Source organism: Sphingomonas sp. SRS2 (assembly GCF_000971055.1).
Lineage (GTDB): Bacteria > Pseudomonadota > Alphaproteobacteria > Sphingomonadales > Sphingomonadaceae > Rhizorhabdus.
In genome coordinates, this window is the sequence record NZ_LARW01000097.1 from 12506 (window position 1) to 31791 (window position 19286).

Annotated in this window: 19 protein-coding genes and 1 pseudogene; 6 read left to right on the top strand and 14 right to left on the bottom strand. The window is 63.2% G+C overall.

Going from position 1 to position 19286, the window contains the following annotated elements; all coding sequences use genetic code 11:
• Positions 1-166 precede the first annotated feature (166 nt).
• A pseudogene (locus WP12_RS13930) lies at positions 167-612 on the bottom strand (helix-turn-helix domain-containing protein); the annotation flags it as partial.
• A 417-nt stretch (positions 613-1029) separates the two neighbouring features.
• Between WP12_RS13930 and trbF the strand changes: the two are divergent.
• From trbF to WP12_RS13955, 4 genes are read left to right on the top strand one after another with little or no spacing between them, the layout of a single operon-like run.
• On the top strand, positions 1030-1713 hold the full coding sequence (trbF, locus tag WP12_RS13940; RefSeq protein ID WP_428842952.1) for a conjugal transfer protein TrbF: 684 nt from the start codon (positions 1030-1032) through the stop codon (positions 1711-1713).
• Positions 1713-2714 (top strand): P-type conjugative transfer protein TrbG, encoded by a 1002-nt coding sequence (gene trbG, locus WP12_RS13945; protein WP_046194292.1) that lies wholly within the window; start codon positions 1713-1715, stop codon positions 2712-2714. The genes trbF and trbG overlap by 1 nt, the downstream gene beginning before the upstream one ends.
• Positions 2711-3955: a TrbI/VirB10 family protein gene (locus tag WP12_RS13950; protein ID WP_046194293.1), complete on the top strand. Its 1245-nt coding sequence runs from the start codon at positions 2711-2713 to the stop codon at positions 3953-3955. The genes trbG and WP12_RS13950 overlap by 4 nt, the downstream gene beginning before the upstream one ends.
• 4 nt (positions 3956-3959) lie before the next feature.
• Entirely contained in the window at positions 3960-4208 is a 249-nt protein-coding gene (locus tag WP12_RS13955) for a DUF2274 domain-containing protein (protein WP_046194294.1), read from the top strand.
• Here WP12_RS13955 and WP12_RS13960 read toward each other — a convergent pair.
• The 7 genes from WP12_RS13960 to WP12_RS26360 all read right to left on the bottom strand — a co-directional run bounded on the left by WP12_RS13960 (position 4175) and on the right by WP12_RS26360 (position 10673).
• A complete protein-coding gene (locus WP12_RS13960; protein ID WP_268794733.1) occupies positions 4175-5053 on the bottom strand; it encodes a LysR family transcriptional regulator in 879 nt (292 codons plus the stop codon). The two genes, WP12_RS13955 and WP12_RS13960, sit on opposite strands and share 34 nt — an antisense overlap.
• Before the next feature lie 256 nt (positions 5054-5309).
• Positions 5310-5834 carry a DUF6361 family protein gene (locus tag WP12_RS13965; RefSeq protein ID WP_235399140.1) on the bottom strand — a complete coding sequence of 175 codons (525 nt, stop codon included), beginning with the start codon at positions 5832-5834 and terminating at the stop codon, positions 5310-5312.
• 14 nt (positions 5835-5848) lie between these two features.
• The gene (locus WP12_RS13970) at positions 5849-7702 is read right to left on the bottom strand and encodes a type II toxin-antitoxin system HipA family toxin (protein ID WP_046194295.1); all 1854 of its coding nucleotides are present in this window, start codon (positions 7700-7702) and stop codon (positions 5849-5851) included.
• A 305-nt stretch (positions 7703-8007) separates the two neighbouring features.
• On the bottom strand, positions 8008-8898 hold the full coding sequence (locus WP12_RS13975) for a plasmid partitioning protein RepB C-terminal domain-containing protein (protein WP_046194296.1): 891 nt from the start codon (positions 8896-8898) through the stop codon (positions 8008-8010).
• A gap of 1 nt (position 8899) precedes the next feature.
• Positions 8900-9784: a plasmid partitioning protein RepB C-terminal domain-containing protein gene (locus WP12_RS13980; RefSeq protein WP_009820574.1), complete on the bottom strand. Its 885-nt coding sequence runs from the start codon at positions 9782-9784 to the stop codon at positions 8900-8902.
• On the bottom strand, positions 9781-10158 hold the full coding sequence (locus tag WP12_RS26355; protein ID WP_327196225.1) for a hypothetical protein: 378 nt from the start codon (positions 10156-10158) through the stop codon (positions 9781-9783). Before WP12_RS26355 ends, WP12_RS13980 begins: the two co-directional genes overlap by 4 nt.
• Positions 10053-10673 (bottom strand): recombinase family protein, encoded by a 621-nt coding sequence (locus WP12_RS26360; protein WP_327196223.1) that lies wholly within the window; start codon positions 10671-10673, stop codon positions 10053-10055. The genes WP12_RS26355 and WP12_RS26360 overlap by 106 nt, the downstream gene beginning before the upstream one ends.
• Before the next feature lie 75 nt (positions 10674-10748).
• On the opposite strand from WP12_RS26360, the gene WP12_RS13990 reads away from it, so the two are divergent.
• Both WP12_RS13990 and WP12_RS13995 read left to right on the top strand, forming a co-directional pair.
• On the top strand, positions 10749-11129 hold the full coding sequence (locus WP12_RS13990; protein WP_009820572.1) for a hypothetical protein: 381 nt from the start codon (positions 10749-10751) through the stop codon (positions 11127-11129).
• 140 nt (positions 11130-11269) lie between these two features.
• On the top strand, positions 11270-11560 hold the full coding sequence (locus WP12_RS13995) for a helix-turn-helix transcriptional regulator (RefSeq protein ID WP_009820571.1): 291 nt from the start codon (positions 11270-11272) through the stop codon (positions 11558-11560).
• On the opposite strand, the gene WP12_RS14000 is transcribed toward WP12_RS13995, so the two are convergent.
• The 6 genes from WP12_RS14000 to WP12_RS14025 form a co-directional block, all read right to left on the bottom strand.
• Positions 11532-12845, bottom strand: a complete 1314-nt coding sequence (locus WP12_RS14000; RefSeq protein ID WP_009820570.1) for a tyrosine-type recombinase/integrase — start codon at positions 12843-12845, stop codon at positions 11532-11534. The two genes, WP12_RS13995 and WP12_RS14000, sit on opposite strands and share 29 nt — an antisense overlap.
• 235 nt (positions 12846-13080) lie before the next feature.
• Positions 13081-14679 (bottom strand): glutamine-hydrolyzing GMP synthase, encoded by a 1599-nt coding sequence (gene guaA / locus WP12_RS14005; protein ID WP_046194382.1) that lies wholly within the window; start codon positions 14677-14679, stop codon positions 13081-13083.
• A 120-nt stretch (positions 14680-14799) separates the two neighbouring features.
• Positions 14800-15273 (bottom strand): hypothetical protein, encoded by a 474-nt coding sequence (locus WP12_RS14010; protein WP_046194297.1) that lies wholly within the window; start codon positions 15271-15273, stop codon positions 14800-14802.
• 146 nt (positions 15274-15419) lie between these two features.
• Positions 15420-17501 (bottom strand): prolyl oligopeptidase family serine peptidase, encoded by a 2082-nt coding sequence (locus WP12_RS14015; RefSeq protein ID WP_235399141.1) that lies wholly within the window; start codon positions 17499-17501, stop codon positions 15420-15422.
• A gap of 145 nt (positions 17502-17646) precedes the next feature.
• Positions 17647-18069 carry a 50S ribosomal protein L17 gene (gene rplQ / locus WP12_RS14020; RefSeq protein WP_046194298.1) on the bottom strand — a complete coding sequence of 141 codons (423 nt, stop codon included), beginning with the start codon at positions 18067-18069 and terminating at the stop codon, positions 17647-17649.
• A gap of 115 nt (positions 18070-18184) precedes the next feature.
• Positions 18185-19246: a DNA-directed RNA polymerase subunit alpha gene (locus WP12_RS14025; RefSeq protein ID WP_046194299.1), complete on the bottom strand. Its 1062-nt coding sequence runs from the start codon at positions 19244-19246 to the stop codon at positions 18185-18187.
• Between the last annotated feature and the right edge of the window lie 40 nt (positions 19247-19286).

Genomic DNA, 19286 nt, shown 5'->3' on the forward strand with positions numbered 1-19286 from the left:
TTCGGTCTCCAACCGCTCTGGGCCTATAGGCTCGACGGCCCAAAGGCAAAGATAGCGCACCGCCGGCCCGACAGGCCTCGAAAGCCGGGGGGCGGAAGCCATCCGAACAGCCAATATCGGCGATTGGTCTCGGTAATCGGCGCCGGCAGTAGCGGGCTGAAAGACGTCACGCCACGATCATATCGGCCCGCGAGGCGTGCAGCCGTTCGACATCCCGACGTGGGGGAGCGCCGAACAGGCGTCGATATTCCCGGGTGAATTGCGACTGACTGTCATAACCCACCGCGAAGCCCGCGTTCCCGGCTGTCGCACCCTCGGACAGCATCAGCCTGCGCGCCTCCTGAAGTCGAAGCTGCTTCTGATATTCCAGCGGCGTCATCCGGGTCACGGCCTTGTAATGCTCGTGCAGCGAAGATGTGCTCATTCCCGCAGCGGCGGCGACATCCTCGATCCGCAACTGCTCGTCAAAATGATCGCGAATCCGGGCAACGGCGCGGCGAATCTGGCCGAGATGACTGTCGGCGGACGCCATTCGGCGCAGCACCGGGCCGTGGGGGCCGGTAATCGGCCGATAAAGTATCTCAGCTCGATCAGAGGAGCCAGAGTTGCAATGCCCGGTGCGGCGATGGCGGCCGTGCGGGGCGGAGCCAGTGTCGCTGGCGGCGCTTCGACGGCCTATCAACTTGGAAGCGCCGCCAAAGGTGGCAGCGTTGCGGGCGGACTATCCGGCGTCGCGCAAGCCGGGGCTTCCGCAGCGGCCTCGCCGCTCCGCAGAGCAGCCGCTGAGATGGGGCAGCGCTACCAAGCCGGTGGCCGGGCGGCGTTCGAAGCCATGGGCGGCAAAGTCACCGGAGGGACCGACGCCAGCCCGGCCAACGATGCGGGCTCCGCCTCCGGGGAGCCCGCCTGGGCCAAATCGATGCGTCGACGCCAATCAGCCGCGCACGGCATCCAGACCGCCATCCATGCCGTCCGTGCCGGCGATGGAGGCGGCGCAGGCTCTTCTGTCAGCATTCGAGAGGGTGAATGATGTTCTTCAAACGACCGTCCAGCCGTTACGGCCGGACGCCCGAACCAGAGACCCCTTATCAACGTGCCGCTCAGGCTTGGGATGACCGCATCGGGTCTGCGCGCATCCAGGCTCGCAACTGGCGACTGATGGCGTTCGGCTCGCTGTTCCTGTCTGCCGGCCTGTCCGCTGCCGTCGTTTGGCAAGCCATGTCTGGAACGGTCGTGCCGTGGGTCGTGCAGGTTGACCGGCTCGGGCAAGCCCAGGCGATTTCGCCAGCAGAGACCGGCTATCGGCCGACCGATCCTCAGATCGCTTGGCATCTCGCCCGCTTTATCGAGGAAACCCGCTCAATCCCGGCGGACCCGATCGTGCTGCGCCAGAACTGGCTACGCGCCTACGACTATACGACCGACCAAGGCGCGCTGGCGCTTAACGACTATGCCCGGGTCAACGACCCGTTTGCCAAGGTCGGCCGGGAACAGGTCGCGGTCGATGTCTCCAGCGTCATCCGAGCGTCACCGGGGAGCTTTCGCGTTGCTTGGGTCGAGCGGCGATACGTCGATGGTGCGCTCGCGGCCACCGAGCGCTGGACGGCCATCCTGACCATCACAATCCAAACCCCTCGTGACGTCGAGCGCCTGCGCAAGAATCCGCTCGGTGTGTACGTCCATGCCCTCAATTGGTCGAAGGAGCTCGGCTGATGCGACTGATCCCCGTTACAACCATCATGCTTGCGTCGGTATCGCTCGCGGCCTGTTCGCATACCTGGAAGCCGCCGGAGATCACCTATGATCCTATCGCGGCCCCGCAGCCGGCGACGCCCGAGGTCGAGCCGCCCAAGCCGGTCGAAATCGTGCAGATTCCGACGCCCTTGCCTCTGCCAGGCCAACTCCAACGCATTCCACCGCCCCCCTCGCAGACACCGGAGCCGGCCGACCCGCGCGCACGGGTGGAAGCCGCCAATGGCGCGGCCCGCATTCAGCCAAGCCGGTCCGGCTATTTCAACGCGGTTCAGGTCTATCCCTATTCGGATGGCGCGCTGTACCAAGTGTACACAGCGCCGGGCCAGGTGACCGACATCGCCCTCGAAGCGGGTGAGCAACTGGTCGGCACAGGACCTGTGGCCGCCGGCGACACGGTGCGCTGGATCATCGGTGATACGGAAAGCGGCAGCGGGCCGACCCGAAGGATCCATATCCTCGTCAAGCCGACGCGCGCCGATCTTCAGACCAACTTGGTGATTAATACCGATCGCCGGACGTATCATCTCGAACTGCGGGCGGCCGAGCGCACCTACATGGCCAGTGTTTCCTGGTCTTATCCGCAAGACCAGCTCATCGCCCTACGCCGCCAGAACTCACAAACGCAGGCCGCGGAGACGGCAGCGACCTCGCCGTTGCCGGCGCTGGAGTCGCTGAACTTTCGCTACCGGATCGAAGGCGACAATCCGGCTTGGCGACCGGTTAGGGCCTTCGACGACGGGCGGCAGGTCTTCATCGAGTTTCCAACTGGCATTGCGCAGGGCGAGATGCCCCCGCTCTGGATCATCGGCGCACAGGGCAATGCCGAACTGGTGAACTACCGTGTGCGCGGCCGCTACATGGTCGTTGACCGTCTCTTTGGCGGCGCTGAGCTTCGCCTGGGCGAAGACCGCCAACGGCGCGTCCGTATCGTTCGCATTGACGCGAGGCCGGCATCGTGACCGGCCCCGTTCCTGAGCAAACGCCGGACGATCCTCCTCGGCCAGAGCGCGAAATCGCCGCTGAGCTGCGTCTTCGGCCCGACCGGCCCAAGGTCGTTCGCCTGTCGCGAAAAGTGCTCGGCCTCATCGCGGGCGTTTCGGCGGTCGCAATCGGCGGATCGTTGATATGGGCGCTGCAATCCAGCCGACCGACAACGATCGCTGAGCTTTATAATACCGACAACAGGACCACGGCCGACGGCCTGTCGCGGCTGCCTACATCCTATGCCGGGGTGCCTCGTGAAGTGCCGCCGCTCGGGCCGCCGCTCCCCGGCGATCTCGGACGCCCCATGCTCAACAACGGCATCCAGCCCGGTCCTATCCCGGGCGCTCCGGCACCCGCGACCGCGCCGGATCCGGAAGCCCAGCGCGTTGCGCAGGAGCGTCAGCGGATCGCTCAGGAACGCGAGGCCGCTCGCGCCAGTCGACTGTTCGCGGGGGAATCCCGCACGCCCGGCAGCGGTCCCTCAGCCGCTGGGCTCGAGATGCCGGGAGCGGCGCCGCCGCAACTCGGCGCCCTCGCGGCCGGAAGCGGTCAACCGACACCGCCGCCAAGCGAAGGCGATCGGAGGTCGGCATTCTTGGGCGGTCCCGCTGACCGGCGCACGATCAGTACCGAAACGCTTCAGGCCCCGGCGAGTCCCTATACCGTGCAAGCGGGCGCTGTGATTGCCGCAGCGATGGTGACGGGCCTGCGCTCGGACCTGCCCGGCCAGATCACCGCACAAGTCACCGAGAATGTCTATGACGGCCCCACCGGGCGCATCTTGCTCATCCCCCAGGGTGCCCGACTGATTGGACAGTACGACGCACAGGTCAGTTTCGGCCAATCCCGGGCGCTTCTGGTCTGGAGCCGCCTGATCGTCCCCAACGGCCACTCGATCATCCTGGAGCGTCAGCCCGGTGCCGACGCCTCCGGCTATGCCGGACTTGAAGACAAGGTAGACAACCATTGGGGGCAACTATTCCGAGCCGCGATGCTGTCCACCCTGCTGAGCGTCGGGTCGGAAGCAGGCACATCCTCAGATGAGAGCGACCTGCTTCAGGCGATACGGCGTGGCGGATCCGACAGCATCAGCCAGACAGGACGGCAGATTGTCGGCCGCTCGCTGAGTATCCAGCCCACCATCACCATCCGCCCTGGCTTCCCGGTCCGCGTGATCGTCACCCGCGATCTCGTCCTCGAACCATATAGAGGCTGAACCGATGACAATGCTCAAACTCGGCGCGCTGGTTGATGACCGCCCGGTTCGTATGACGATCGAACTGCCCGCTGCAATTCACCGTGACCTGGCCGCCTATGCCGACGTCTTGGCGCGGGAGACCGGCACGAAGACCGAGCCGACCAAGTTGATCGCGCCAATGCTAGCGCGGTTCATGGCTTCGGATCGCGCTTTCGCCAAAGCCCGTCGGGCTAAGGCTCAGCCCTCGGGCGACGGCGACGGCTCGACATAGCCGCTCTTGAGCAACGACCAGAACCGCCGCAGTGGCGGGTTATCGTTTCCCGGATCACGATACGCCGTCAGCGGCACCAGGGCGTCGTCCGCCTCGCTGGCGAGCGGCACCGCCAGCACACCTTCAGGCAGCCGTCCTAGATCGGATTCGATCATCAATGCGATGCCCAAACCCATGCCGACCATGGAAAGCGCCGTCTCACGACTGATCAGATGCGACCGCGTGAGTGGCTCCCGGCCTGGCCCAGCAAGCTGCGCCGCAAGCAACCGAACGGCTTCAGGGCCGGCTCCCCGCGCCGACACGAGGAAGGTTTCGCTTTCTACATCTGGCCAGGCGATTTCTGACCTCTCCGCCAAGGGGTGATCGGCCATGAGGATGATATGCAGCCGCTCGTGCCAAAGCAGCAGTGGTTCGCCGAGCATCTCATCTGGAGCGCCCAGGAGGACCGCAATATCAATCGCGCGCGAGCTGATGCCCTCGACCATGCGCGAGCGATCGCCCTCAACAATATGTAGATCCACTTCGGGGTGTCGCTCAGTATAAGCCGCCAACGCATCACGCAGGCGGCCCGTCGATAGCGATGTGTAAAGACCAAGGGTCAAGCGACCGGCGACACCCCGACTGGTCGCGCCCGCATTGGCCACCGCCAGATCAAGCACGCGCAAAGCCTCGCGCGCTTGTTCAAAGAAGACCAGCCCCGCTTGGGTAGGCTCCACGCCCTCCGATGAGCGATGAAACAGAGCAACAGTTAGCACATCCTCCAGGGCGCGGAGACGATGGCTCAATGCCGATTCGCTGATACCAATCACTTTCGCCGCACGGCGGAGGCTGCGATGTTCAGCTATGGAAAACCCTCAATCACTATCGCGCGCAGGTGCGAGCCTATCTCGACATGACGGGGACTGACCGCGGCCTGATTGTCTTCGTCACGACAGGGCAGGTCATCGCCGTCACGCCCACACCCGCGCCCATGGCCGTCTAAAGAGAAGGGAACGGATGCCATGTTGCCGCGAGCGACGGCCAAGGGTTGCATCTTCTCGCCGACGGTAAGACCTATCTACTAGAAACTCGTGCGATGAACCGTCGCATCATCGGCGGTGCTTAACTCTTTTCTTCGATAGCCAATGGCTTCCCATCCGCCCCCGGCAACTGCCGAAGGCCCATTGCGGACAAATCAAGGACCAACGGGTGCAGCAGCGCCCGAGTGGCGGCACCCCCGCGAGACAAGATTTCGAGGAAATCCTCCTGGTTGGGCTGCCCCAGAGCTAAAGCATTCCAGTAGACCGTTGATGGTGGCTGGCTTGATGGCTTGGGAAAAACGCGTCTGCCTATCACGCCTGCACCAGCTAGGCGCCCAGCGAGTTCGCACTCGCGATCGCGAAGTGCGCGTGTTGCCGCCGGTCCCGTCAGACCTGCCAAATCTTCGAATAGCCAAGGAACGATAAGCGCGTAACGCGCTCTCGTATGCAGCACCGATGTGCCGGGGAAAAACCGGTCTGCATAACTCTGGTGGATTGTCAGAAAGCCGATTTCATCTCTGACGCCTGTGGACTCTTCATCCATCTGCGCCTTCGCGCGCGCCAAGGCATCGCGCGAAAGATACGACCACCCCAGCGATGGCTCCACGCCTTGTGGGCGCCTCACGCGTTCACCCCGCTGAGGCCAGCGCATCGCTCAACGGTGATGGCGGTTACTTTATCATGCGCGAACCTAGCAGCTTCAGCCTCACCGGCGAACGCGGGCAGGCACAGCGTTTTGGCGCGCCCGGACAATCGCCCGGCAAGTTCGCTCATAGCCACCTCGGCGTCACCGACCGTCAGACCAATCGTCCGCGCCAGCGCCAGGAAATCCTGCCGCGTCAGCCGATCATCCTTGCCGTTTAACTTCAACGCCATCCGGTCACCGCCAAGTCCCGGAAAGACACGCGTGGTGACGGCGTCATAGAGCGGCGCGAAACGCACACTCGTAAAGGCCTTAGCACCTGGGGCAGCCGTCTTGAGCATCGCGAGGTTCTTCAAGTGCATATCGCCGTCGGCAATTAGCCAGGCGAAGACCGCACGGCGGAACAGGATGTCTAGGTCGGCGACCGGATCGGTCGAAAGCGGGCGCAGACCCCGAGCCATGCGCTCAATCGTGCCATCATATTTCGCCGCAGCCGGTAAGTCCAAAATGGAGCAAAAGTCCTCCAGCGCCAGACGTCGCTGATCCGTTGGCCCGCGACGAATATCGAACCGCTCGACGACTAGTGCAGGCGACATGCCGTCGGGCATTTCCAGCAGCGCGGCATCGGGCACATCGAACCCGGCCGAGCGGCCGAGCTCCAGGCAAAGCCACTCGACGACCGGCAACGTCTCGAAGCCCGCCGTGCCGGCGGGCTTGAGGATATGGGTGAACGGCTGATCAATGGCCGGAACGAGGGCGCCATCAGGCATCAGGCTCATTGGCGCCTTGATCTGGACGCCTGACAGGCGCGGTGTTTCCGCGCGCGCGAAGATGCGCGCCAGGTTCTGCTCGAAGGTCTCCTCAATCTCACCCCGCGCCGGACCGGCGTAGCGGCCGGTGAAGCGACCGGCGTCGACGTATCCAGCCAGTGTTGTCGTGAGAATGTCGGCAGGCAGCGCTGCCAGTTCCTCTCGACCCTCGACGATGACAATGTTCGACATATATCGCCGTCCGCGCCGGAGCGCCTCGCGTTCATCGCGTTCGTGGAGAACCTGCGCCAGCCAGCCCTCGGGCAGCAGCGATTCAATGAAGGCCGGCAGCTTGCCCGGCGTGGTTTCGCGCACGAGAGCCGGTCCCGCTCGACGCCCCGGTTTCCAGCGCCATTCGAATCCATCGTGGGTCAGCCGACCGAGCGGTTCACCGTGCCAGGCGACGAGAAGATCGAGCGCCGCCTTGTTGACCGGCGCCTTGGCAACGCCCGACTGTGCCAACAGGAAGCGTTCGGCGCCTTCGCCTTCGCGATACCATTCATTCTCACGCGCCAGCACCCAGACGGCGTCGGCTGCGGCTTGGGGCGTCCCATGCTCCTCCACCAGACGCGCTGCCATCTGCGCGCGCATGTCGGCGGTAACGGCGCTCGCATGTTCGCTGCGCAGGCGGAACGCTTCGAGAAAACGCTGGCGCGGCGATGAGGCATCGATGCGCGATTCGCCCAGGTCGTCGCCGATAACCGCGATCGCCGTCGATGGATGCTTCGGTGCTTCGTTCTGGATGATCTCGAGCGTCCGCAGCCGCGTGCGCTGGTTACGGCGGCCGCTGATGAAGAGGCGTCCGTCCGGCGTGGGTGCAAGCAGTGCTGCGCTTGCCGACGATAGATAGGCGTTGGGATAGAGATAGTGCGCAATACGGACCGCATGGCCGAGGATCGTCGCCTCGATATCCCCTTGGTCATCGACGTAAACACCGCGTACGAGCTGGACTAACTCACCGACCTGCGCGCGTTGATGCGCACGTTTGGCGTCGATCGTCTCACCGACCAAATGAAGAGCCATAGGATTATCTCGCATCTCAGATGCGCGTTAATCCCACGATTCGGCTTCGCGTGCAAGAATTATCGCGCATCTGAGATGCGAGATAATCCCGGCCCGTGGACCAATTGGAGCGCGCCAACCTTGAATGATCGGCGCGCTCCAGAACAATCATGCCGCGAACGGCACGCAGCCAGCCCTATGGCGACTGGCCTAGCGGGCTCCGAGCGGGTTCGCCGCCATCCCCGCCACCGCCCTTGATCCGCCCCTCGCGGCGGCTTCTCCGACGGTCCCGGCGCTTCTGGGTCCCGGTCCCCAATCTTGAACGGTCAGGGCGTCGTCGATTGATCGAGCGAGGTGGCCTGCACGATGGCGCGGAAATTCTCCAGAAACTCAGGGTGCCGCCCCGCGAGAAATCCCTCGATCTCGGGCTTCGCCAGCAGGCGCTCGATAAAGCCGGAAGCCACGACCAGGACCAGCATGTCGTCGCCATAGGAGACCTCAAGCTCCTTATAGTCCTCGCTCACCGACGCCATCTCCCGTTCGAGACGCCCCATCTGCTCGGCCGACAACCCCGTCGCCTTCTTGAGTTCGTCAGGCTTGTGCAGATCCGATGGCTTCGAGGTCGCCAGGAGCGCCTTGGCATAACTGACCGTATAATTGTTCGCCGACACCATCAGTTCGGCCACCTCGAGCTGACGGATCGGCTTCATCTTGCGCAGCTTCTGGAAGGCGTGGTGCCCAACCGGCTTGTCCTTCAGCAGCTCGGCGACATCCCCGCTGATCCCTGCCAGCAAATGCCGGCGCTGGCGGATCACCTTCACGTCGACATTGAGCGCGCGCGCCAGCTTTTCCTCCGATACCCCACGATCGAGCGCGCGCACGATCATGTAGTGTTCCTGGATCGTCGCCAGCCGGTTGACCCGCTTGTTGTAGGTGAAGGACTCGTCGTCGGCGGCGACAACGCAAGGGGCCTCGGTCGCACCAAGAAACCGCAGGGCATCCAGCCGCATGTGTCCGTCGAGGAGAAGGTAGCTGCCACCTTTCTGGCGCGCGATCGACAGCGGCTCGATCAGCCCGACTTCCGCAACAGATGCCGCGATCCGGCGATATTTGACGGACTCACGCACCCCTGCCGGCAGCGCCTTGGTCGCCAAGAGCTCACCGATTGGGAGGGCTAGGATCTTGCGCTCGAAGGCAATTTTGACCGTATCGGACATGCTACGCCTTCGTCGGTCCAATCCGCTCGGCCAGTGCGCGCGGCAAGGTGCTCAGCCCCTCCGCTCGCAGCAGCGTCACGAAATGATCGTCGGCCAGCAGACGCCGCATGGCGTTGGCGACGAACAGCAACCGGCTGCGCGCCAAGGAGGCGCGCTTGATCAGCAGCTTTTGCCGTTCCGTTTCGCGTTGATAGGCGCGGATCAGGCTCTCCGATGTGACAGGCTTTTGGGTGCGACCAACCCGCGATCCGCGCTTGTGGAGCTGCTTGCCGCTGGTGTTGCGCTGTTCGATGATCTGCCGGATCGCGAGTACCTGATTGCCCGGGATCGACTTTTCCTCATAGGCCTGCGCCAACGCCTGCTGAACCTCGCCCTCCTTGGCGCGGGCGATCTCCATGGCGATCGAATGCGGGATGACGCCGCGCTCGACCGCCGCGATCAGCTTCTCCTCGCCATTGTCGAGCAACAGGCAGATCGCGCTGACATACTCGACCGAGAAATCGACCTTGGCGGCGATCTCCGGGTGCGAATAGCCCCGGGCGCTCAGCGCGCCGATGGCGTGAACCAGTTCCAATGGGCTGTGCTGGCGCCGCGCAAGGTTCTCGACCAAGCTCATCACGTAACAATCTTCCTCAGCCGCATCGATCACGATAGCCGGGATTTCGGTCTGGCCGAGCGCGATGAAGGCCTCGAGGCGACCCTGACCGCACACGAGGTCAAACCGCGTCTTTCCGGGTCGCTGGCTGACCGTGATCGGCTTCTTCAGCCCGAGATGGGCAATGCTATTCACCAGCTCCTGGAAGATCCGCTTGTTGCGAACCCGCGGGTTGAGAATGGTGATCAGATCGACCGGCACCGAGCGGATTTCGGGGGGCGGCGCGCTCATGCGGCAACCTTCAGCGGCACGCGGCGCGTCAGATCGAAAAACGCCTCCAGCGTATCGAAGCGGTAGGCATCGAGCAGGATGCCGTTCTCTGGTGCGAGCCGCAGATTCGGCGTGGCGCCGACGTCCAGCCATGGCAGCAAGTAGTAGTCGTGAATGGCGGCGTTATCTTCCTGCATCCGCGCCACGATGGTGATGCTGGGCCTCAACCCGCTGTCAAAGCGCACCTTCCAGCGCAGCCCGCCGGCGGGGCTGATGTGGCACCGAGAGATCACCAGCGAGGCCGTGAACTCGTCATTGATATGCAGGAGGTCGGTGACCGGGTCGCGGCGCACGGTGCCGCCGGCCGCGCCGATATCGGCGATGACCTGCGCCACGACATCGGGATGCAGTGTCCGCAGCGTTCGATTGGTCTCGATGTAGCGATAGTCCCGCGAGGGGGCGTATATTCGCCAGCCATCGCCCGCTTCATGCTCTTGATGATCGTCGCGCTCAGGCTGCCATCATTCTCGAACTGCTCGGCGCAGTATTGAACGGCGATCCCCGCTTCCCGGCAGATGAACTCGTAGTAGGCGCTCTCATCTGCGTCCTGAAACCGGCCCCAGCGGCTCACGTCATAGACCAGGATCGCCTTGAAGTCGGTCTGACCGCCTCGCACGTCGGCAATGAGCTGCTGAAGCGATAGCCGACCATCGAGCCGAAGGCCGCTCTTGCCCGAGTCCTCGTAGGTCTTCACGATCTCGAAGCCACGCCGAGCGGCGTATTGGGCGATGATTTCGGCCTGGTTCTCGGTCGAATATTTCTGATGCTCCGTCGACATACGGACATACTGCGCAGCGCGCACCGGAGGTCGCGGCGATGCTTCAGCAGTGACCGACTCCGATAAGTTCATCACACCGGCTGCTTTCGTTTAGGCTCCGAGCGGACAGGTTCGACTTCCCACCAAATCTATTGGGAGTCAGGACGAATGTCGTTCTCCGAGAAAGACCGAAAACTTCAGTCGAAAACTGGAAACTCTTTTCCGTCGCCCCAGCCAAACGAGCCGCTCGCCGCCGCGATCGCCGCAGCGCTGAAGGCGGAATTCGGCAACACCCCCTCCGCCCACAAGACCGTGGCGCAGCTCACGCGCTCAAACGAGCGCGCGGTTCGGAACTGGTTCGAGGGCAAAAACAGCCCCAGTGGGGAGAACCTGGTAATCCTGATGCGTCACTCTGATCTCGTCCTCCGCACGATGCTCAGCTTGGCGGATCGGCAAGACTTGGTTTTGGCGATCGGTCTGGCGAGCCTGCGACGACAGCTTGTTGACGCCGTCGCGGCGATCGACGGACTGCCCCTCGCGCCTGACTAAGGGCTACGGGACGACAAGAACGACCCCGCCGATTTGTACGCCATTGCCGCCGCGAGCCCTACGCCGGTGCGTTCGCTCTTTTCATGTCGGGTCTATCGGCTCCAATCGGCATCAGACGCTAATCTCGTTGGAGTAGAGTTATGTCGACGAAATCTGAGGCCCTCAAAAAGCGGATGATCCGCCGCCATGAGCTTCGGCAGATCGTACCGCTGGCCGACACCACCATCTATGAGATGGAACAGCGCGGCGAATTCCCTCGTCGCTTTGCGCTCACCCCACGCTGTGTGGTGTGGGATCTGGCCGAGGTCGAAGCCTGGCTGACCGATCGCCTGGCGACAGCCCGGCGATCGCCAATCGACCGGGCGCCGCATCCCGATGTGCGCAAGCGTAAGGCGCGTCCCGTCAAAGCGCCGGATCAGGCGCGAGCATAGGCATCGAGGGCGGAATCAGGACCGGCACGCGCTTCTGCCCTGCCACCCAGGCGTCGATGATATCAGACCATTCCTGCATCATATGCCGCCGCTGGTGCTCGTACTCCGCCTTGTTGTAGACGCCGCGCGAGGACCGCCCATCTTCATGGGCCAGGCACTTTTCGATCCAGTCACTGTTGAACCCCAGTTCGTTGAGCAGGGTCGATCCAGTCCGGCGCAAGTCATGTACCGTGAACGGCTCCAGCGGTAAGCCTTCCTTCTGCGCGCGCTCCACGACGGCGTAGGTGACGCGATTGAAGGTAGCCCGGGACATCGGCGCATCCGCATCATACCGAGACGGCAGAAGGTAGCGCGAGTTGCCCGCGCAAGTCTTCAACGCGATCATGATGTCGAGGCATTGCTGCGAGAGATAGACGTTATGCGCCTTGGATCGCTTCATGCGCTCCTTGGGGATCGTCCACACGGCGTTCTCGAAGTCCACCTCGTCCCAGACCGCATCCTGCAGCTCGCTCTTGCGCACCATTGTCAGCAGGAAGAGGCGCATCCCGAGTCGGATCGTTGGCAGCGTCGCCACATGGTCGAGCTGCTTGAGCATCACGCGAATTTCCGTCGGCGACAGCGACCGGTCCTTTGGAACGAACGTCGCGATCGAGGCGGGACCGACATCGTCGGCCGGATTGGCAACCTTCTCGCCGTGCAAGATCGCAAACCCGTAGATCTGCTTGAGGATGTCGCGGACATGGATCGCAGTTGCCGGTGCGCCGCGATCAACGATCTTGCCGCAGTGGGCGCGCAGGTCATCCGGCGTGATTTCTGTCAACAGCCGGTTCTTCCAGACTGGCAGAAGCTCTCGTTCGAAGATCGAACGCCGCATCGCGCGGGTGCTGTCCGCCATTGGCGCCTTCACCAACCAGCGCTCTCCAAACTCACCGAAGCTCTTGGCCTCCTTGATCCGGCGTTTGTCGCGTTGTTTTTCCTGGGCCGGAGACCTGCCTTCGAAGACTGCACGTTTAGCGTCGATCGTCGCTTCACGGGCTCGAGCAAGGGACAAACCGGAGGGACCGTATTTCCCAAGCGTTAGCGTCTCGCGCCGCCCATGCAGCCGGTAGTCCAGCCGAAACGTCAGCGTCCCGGAGGTTGAGACCTGGACATAAAGGCCGTCACGGTCCGTGACTTTGTAGGCTTTCTCGCGTGGTTTCAGGTTCTTAAGGGCAACATCGGTGAGCATACCGACCTCCTCTACGCAAAATACCGTCAGGCGATTTTCGGCCATTTTCGCCGACATTATCGCTTGATTTACAATGGTTTAGTGCGGAAAAAATACCGTCACTGGCTTCAATACCTCTGACGGTATCGCTGGATTGGGCCAAGTGCAAGTTTGCCGGATACCGTCACGCATGACGCCAGAGCCAACCGCTGCTCCGCGATTGATCCCGATAGATAACGTGAGATAATCTTTTTATTTCAATGTGTTGATGGTTAAACGCCGATTGATCGCGATAGCCAAAAATGGCCCCGAATCATTCCCACTCGATCGTGCCCGGTGGCTTCGACGTGTAGTCATATGTCACCCGATTGATCCCCTGCACCTCGTTGACGATGCGCGTCGCCACGCGGCTCAGGAAGGCCGAGTCGAAGGGATAGACATCGGCGGTCATGCCGTCGGTCGAGGTGACGGCGCGCAGCGCGCAGACATAGTCATAGGTGCGGCCATCGCCCATCACGCCAACGGTGCGGACCGGCAGCAGTACCGCAAAGGCCTGCCAGATCGCATCATACAGCCCGGCGCGGCGAATCTCATCGAGATAGACCGCATCGGCCTTGCGCAATATATCGCAGCGATCCTTCGTGACTTCGCCGGGAATACGGATGCCGAGGCCCGGCCCAGGGAAGGGATGACGGCCGACGAAAATCTCGGGCAGTCCCAGCTCGCGGCCGAGGATGCGGACCTCGTCCTTGAAGAGTTCGCGCAGCGGCTCGACCAGCTTCATGTTCATCCGCTCGGGCAGGCCGCCGACATTGTGATGGCTCTTGATCGTGACCGAGGGACCGCCAGTGAAGCTGACGCTCTCGATCACGTCGGGATAGAGCGTGCCCTGTGCCAGGAAATCGGCGCCGCCGATTTTCTTCGCCTCGGCTTCGAAAATCTCGATGAAAGTCTTGCCGATGAACTTGCGCTTGAGCTCGGGATCGGTGAGTCCCTTGAGGCCATTCAGGAACAGCGTTTCGGCGTTCACATGGACCAGCGGGATGCCATAATGCTCGCGGAACAGGCTGACGACCTGATCGGCCTCGCCCAGCCGCATCAGGCCATGGTCAACGAACACGCAGGTGAGCTGGTCGCCGATCGCCTCATGGATCAGCACCGCCGCGACCGCGCTGTCGACGCCGCCTGACAGCCCGCAGATCACCCGGCCTGAGCCGACCTGCTTGCGGATCTCTTCGATCTTGGTCGCGCGGAACTCCGCCATCGTCCAGTCGCCGGCGAACCCGCAGACATGGCGCGCGAAATTGGCGATCAGCTTGCCGCCATCGGGCGTGTGAACCACCTCGGGGTGAAACTGGACGCCGTAAAACCGCCGCTTCTCGTCGGAGGTCACCGCGAAGGGCGCGCCTTCGGAGATCGCGATCGGCGAAAAACCCTCAGGCAGCGCGTCGACCTTATCGCCATGGCTCATCCAGACCTGATGCGCCTCGCCTTCCTTCCACAACCCGTCGAACAACGCCGAGCGGCCCCTGATCTCGATAAAGGCGCGGCCGAACTCGCGACTGTCGTGGCTGGGAGTTACCGATCCACCGAGCTGCTGACACATCGTCTGCTGGCCGTAGCATATGCCGAGGATCGGCACGCCCGCCTCGAAGAAGCGCTGCGGCGCGCGCGGGCTGCCGATATCCGCGACCGAGGCAGGCCCGCCCGAAAGGATGATACCCTTCGGATTGAGCCGGTCGAACGCGGCGTCGGCGGCGTTGAAGGGGGCGATTTCGCTGTACACACCGGCCTCCCGAACCCGTCGCGCGATGAGCTGGGTCACCTGGCTGCCGAAATCGACGATCAGGATCGATTCCTGCGGCTGGCTGCTGGGCTTCGGGGCGGCGGTGGCGGGAAGCTGGGCTGTCATGGGGAGCCGATAATGGCGGAGCGCGCCGCTGTCCAGCCAGTCGCCGCGATTATCGTGCGGATACAAAACGGCCCGCGCTCACCATGTGAGCGCGGGCTGCCGCTTAATCGTTGATATGGCTCAGCGCGACGCCATCTTGTCGCCGAGTTCGAGATTCTCGATCTGGCCCTGCTGGACGCCGCAGAAGAAGTGACGATCGCCCCGCTCGGCGCGAACCGTGCCGTCGACGCGCCAGCCATCGGGGCCGTCGCGGCCGACCGAGTCGACCTGCGCGACCGGGCCACGCGCCATGTTCTCGACCGCGCTGGTGCACATCGCCGCCACTTCACGGGCGTCCTCACCATCCTCGCGGAGGTCGTCGCGCTGATCGTCTGCGCGGCGCGACGGCGTGCCCTGATTCTTCTTTGACGCATTGGCAATCGCGAAGATGCCACCGGCGATTACGCCGCCGAGCAGGATGTTGCCGAACGTGTCGCCGCCACCGCGATGGTGGTGATGGCCATAGCCACCCCAGCGCGGACGCGCCGCCGCGGGCGATGCCGCCGTGGCCAACAGAGCCAGTGCCGTCGCCGAACCGATGAGTGCCTTGATCATCTCGATGCCCCGCTACCTGATACGCAAATCATGATGGAATTAGCGATTAGCCGCCACATGCTTGCGACAAGCTGAATAGCTTCCCGCAACAGCGTCAATTCGCACTGCGCACCGCGCACTTGTGAACGCTCGCCAATCAGCCGCGCCTATTTCGGCAACGCCATTCCCGTCCAATGGCCCAAAAACGCCCACAGATCGGCATATTCTTCTATGACCTTGTCGGTCGGCTTGCCCGAACCATGGCCCGCGCGCGTCTCGATGCGGATGAGATGCGGCTTCGAGCCAAGCTGCGCGGCCTGCAGCGCGGCCGTGTATTTGAAGCTATGTCCTGGCACGACGCGGTCGTCGGTGTCGGCCGTCGTGACCATGATCGCGGGATAATCGGTCCCCGCGCGGATGTTGTGATAGGGCGAATAGGCTCGCAGCAGCTTGAAGTCTTCCGCCTTGCCGGGATCGCCATAGTCGTCGGTCCAGTAACGGCCCGCGGTGAAGCGATTGAAGCGCAGCATGTCCATCACGCCGACCGCGGGATTGACAGCAGCGAACAGGTCGGGCCGCTGATTGACCACCGCGCCGATCAGCAGCCCGCCATTCGAGCGCCCCATCGCCGCAAGCCGTCCCTTTGCGCTGATTCCGCTGGAGATCAGATATTCGCCCGCCGCGATGAAATCGTCGAAGACATTCTGCTTCTGCGCGAGCCGGCCGGCATCGTGCCACGCCTTGCCATATTCACCGCCACCGCGAAGGTTTGCGACCGCATAGACGCCGCCCATCTCCATCCAACTGAGCGCCGCCGGGGAAAAAGCCGGCGTGACCGAGATATTGAAGCCGCCATAGCCATAGAGTAGCGCCGGGGCGCCCGCGGGCGTGGACTTTTTCCTGGTGATGAACATCGGCACCCGCGTGCCGTCCTTCGAGGTGAAGAACTGCTGTTCGACGACATAGTCGGCGGGATCGAAGGCGAGCTTGGGCTGGATGAACAGCTCCATCTTGCCGGTCGAGGTGTTGAGCCGATAGATGGTTCCCGGCGTCGCATAGCTCGAGAAGCTGAAGAAGGTCTCCGGATCGCCCACCCGCCCACCAAAGCCCGCACCAGCGCCGATATCGGGCAGGGTGATCGGCCCAACTCTCGTGCCATCCAGCTCACGAAGCTCCGCCTCGGTCTTGGCATCGCCGAGATAGGCCAGGATCAGGCGGCTGCCGACGAGCGACACACCGACAAGCGTATCGGGAGATTGGGCGACGATCTCGACCGGCTTGAGGCGAGGCTCGGCCACATCGACCATCACCACGCGCTGGCGTGGCGCCTTGAGGTTGGTGCGGAAGTAGAATCGGCTGCCGATGCTCCCCGCCAGCGCCCATTCGTTGACGAATCCCTTGACCAGCTTGCGCGGCTTCGGGTCAGCCTCGGCGAGGTCGAACAAGGTCAGCTCGTAGCGTTCGTCGGTCCCCTCGGACGAGGTGACGAGGGCGTAGCGCCCGTCCTGTGTGGTTTCGACGCTATGGTTGAGCCTGGGCCGGGCGGGCGTCGCATAGAGCAGGCGATCCTCGGACTGACGCGTCCCGATCCGATGATAATAGACCTGGTGGTTCAGGTTGAGCTGCTGGAAGGCGGCGTCTTTGCCGGGCTCCGGGAAACGCGAATAGAAGAAGCCCTTACCATCGCCGTCCCAGGCGAGATCGGAGAATTTCACCCATTTTATCTCATCGTCGAGCGTCTTGCCGGTGACGACGTCGATGACCCGCAGCGTGCGCCAGTCACTGCCGCCGTCCTGGATCGAGTAGAGCAGCAGATCACCATTGTTGGAGGGCCGCCATTCGTCGAGCGCGGTCGCGCCGTCCTTCGCCCAACCGCTCGGATCGAGCAGCTTGCGCTCCTTACCGTCCAGCCCGTCGCGCACCAGCAAATCCGGCTGGTTCTGCAACCCGCTGTTGTGGGTATAGAAATAATGGCTGCCGCGCTTGCGGGGAACGCCATAGCGTTCGTAATTCCATAATGTCTTGAGCCGCGCCTTGATCGCGTCGCGGCTGCCCAGCGTTTCAAGATAGCGCTCGGTGATGCTGTTTTCCTGATCGACCCAGCGCGCGACCGATTCGTCGGTGCGTACGTCATTCTCCAGCCAGCGATAGGGATCGGCCACTGGGACGCCGAACTGTGTCTCAACGAGGTCGTCGCGCCGCGTCTCGGGATAGGTGATGGTGTCTGCGGCCGTGGCGGGCATGGTCATGGTCATCATCATCAAGGCAAAAAAGGCGGCGGGCACCCGGTTCGGCGACATCAGACAGGCTCTCCCGAGATTGAGTCACATAAAAAGAGCCGCGAGCGTAACGCCCGCGGCTCCCTTTTTGCAATGCTGTCAGTATCTAAACCGATCAGGCGGCTTCGGCGACGTCCTCGTCGCTCTCGACCGGGCCCGAATCCTGGCCCTTAGCGGAGACGTCGCGGTCGACGAACTCGATGATCGCCATGTGAGCGGCGTCCGATGCGCGGATGCCTGCCTTGATGACGCGGGTGTAACCGCCATTACGGCTCGCGTAGCGCTCGGCCAGGACGTCGAACAGCTTCTTCAGCTGGGTATCGTCGAGCAGGCGCGCATGGGCGAGACGGCGATTAGCCAGGCCACCCTTCTTGGCGAGCGTGATCAGCTTCTCGACATAGGGGCGAAGCTCCTTCGCCTTGGCGAGCGTTGTCGTGATCTGCTCATGCTTGATGAGCGCCGCCGACTGATTGCGGAACAGGGCGGTACGATGAGATCCGGTCCGCTGAAGCTTACGACCGCCAACACGATGACGCATGATATTTTCCTTCGTTTGTCAGAGGGCCGTGCGAGGTACCCCAAGCCAGGCGGTGATTGAGGGCACCGCCCCTACCCTGTTCGATGGAGCGGGGAGGCAAGCCTCCCCGCACGCATCAGAATTCCTGTTCGAGCTTCTTGGCCATTTCCTCGATATTCTCAGGCGGCCAGCCGGGGATTTCCATGCCCAGGCGCAGCCCCATCGAAGCGAGGACTTCCTTGATCTCGTTGAGCGACTTGCGGCCGAAGTTCGGCGTGCGCAGCATCTCGGCTTCGGTCTTCTGGACCAGATCGCCGATGTAGATGATGTTGTCGTTCTTGAGGCAATTGGCCGAACGGACGCTGAGTTCCAGCTCGTCGACCTTTTTGAGAAGGTAACGGTTGAGCTGGTTGGCGTCGCCTTCGGGCTCTGCACCACCGGCAGCCGGCGAAGCGGCGCCCGCGGTCGGGGCCGAAATGGCCATGCCGTCGTCGAAGTGGACGAACAGCTGGAGCTGATCCTGCAGGATGCGCGCCGAATAGGCGAGTGCGTCCTCGGGGGTCACGGTGCCGTCGGTCTCGATCGTCAGGGTGAGCTTGTCATAGTCAAGCTCCTGTCCGACGCGGGTATTCTCGACCTTATAGGCGACCTGACGGACCGGCGAATAAAGCGCGTCGACCGGGATGAGGCCGATCGGCGCGTCGACCGGACGGTTCGCCGCGGCGGTGACATAGCCCTTACCGATGTCGGCGGTCAGCTCCATGTTGAGCGTCGCGGCCTCATCGAGGTGGCAGATCACGAGATCGGGGTTCATCACCTCGATGTCGCCGGTGGAGGCGATCATGCCCGCGGTGACTTCAGCCGGGCCCGTGGCGGAGAGCTGGAGGCGCTTCGGCCCCTCGCCCTGCATCTTGAGCGCGATCTGCTTCACGTTGAGGACGATATCGGTCACGTCTTCGCGGACACCCGCGAGCGACGAGAACTCATGAAGGACGTTCTCGATCTTGATCGACGTAACGGCCGCGCCCTGCAGCGAGGACAGCAGCACGCGGCGCAGCGAGTTGCCGAGCGTCAGGCCGAAGCCACGCTCGAGCGGCTCAGCGACGAAGGTCGCCTTGCGCTTGCTATCGCCGCCCGACTTCTTTTCGAGGCCATTCGGCTTCTTGAGTTCCTGCCAGTTCTTTGCGTTGACAGCCACTGTGTTCCCCTTGGGGTATGGCAGGCGCGGAAGGCCACCT

Excerpts from the sequence above, each read along its gene's own strand:
- trbF (WP_428842952.1), top strand. The coding sequence starts at position 1,030 with ATGTTCTTCAAACGACCGTCCAGCCGTTACGGCCGGACGCCCGAACCA.
- trbG (WP_046194292.1), top strand. The coding sequence starts at position 1,713 with ATGCGACTGATCCCCGTTACAACCATCATGCTTGCGTCGGTATCGCTC.
- WP12_RS13955 (WP_046194294.1), top strand. The coding sequence starts at position 3,960 with ATGACAATGCTCAAACTCGGCGCGCTGGTTGATGACCGCCCGGTTCGT.
- WP12_RS13970 (WP_046194295.1), bottom strand. The coding sequence starts at position 7,702 with ATGGCTCTTCATTTGGTCGGTGAGACGATCGACGCCAAACGTGCGCAT.
- WP12_RS13975 (WP_046194296.1), bottom strand. The coding sequence starts at position 8,898 with ATGTCCGATACGGTCAAAATTGCCTTCGAGCGCAAGATCCTAGCCCTC.
- WP12_RS13980 (WP_009820574.1), bottom strand. The coding sequence starts at position 9,784 with ATGAGCGCGCCGCCCCCCGAAATCCGCTCGGTGCCGGTCGATCTGATC.
- WP12_RS26360 (WP_327196223.1), bottom strand. The coding sequence starts at position 10,673 with ATGAACTTATCGGAGTCGGTCACTGCTGAAGCATCGCCGCGACCTCCG.
- WP12_RS13990 (WP_009820572.1), top strand. The coding sequence starts at position 10,749 with ATGTCGTTCTCCGAGAAAGACCGAAAACTTCAGTCGAAAACTGGAAAC.
- WP12_RS13995 (WP_009820571.1), top strand. The coding sequence starts at position 11,270 with ATGTCGACGAAATCTGAGGCCCTCAAAAAGCGGATGATCCGCCGCCAT.
- WP12_RS14000 (WP_009820570.1), bottom strand. The coding sequence starts at position 12,845 with ATGTCGGCGAAAATGGCCGAAAATCGCCTGACGGTATTTTGCGTAGAG.
- guaA (WP_046194382.1), bottom strand. The coding sequence starts at position 14,679 with ATGACAGCCCAGCTTCCCGCCACCGCCGCCCCGAAGCCCAGCAGCCAG.
- WP12_RS14010 (WP_046194297.1), bottom strand. The coding sequence starts at position 15,273 with ATGATCAAGGCACTCATCGGTTCGGCGACGGCACTGGCTCTGTTGGCC.
- WP12_RS14015 (WP_235399141.1), bottom strand. The coding sequence starts at position 17,501 with ATGACCATGCCCGCCACGGCCGCAGACACCATCACCTATCCCGAGACG.
- rplQ (WP_046194298.1), bottom strand. The coding sequence starts at position 18,069 with ATGCGTCATCGTGTTGGCGGTCGTAAGCTTCAGCGGACCGGATCTCAT.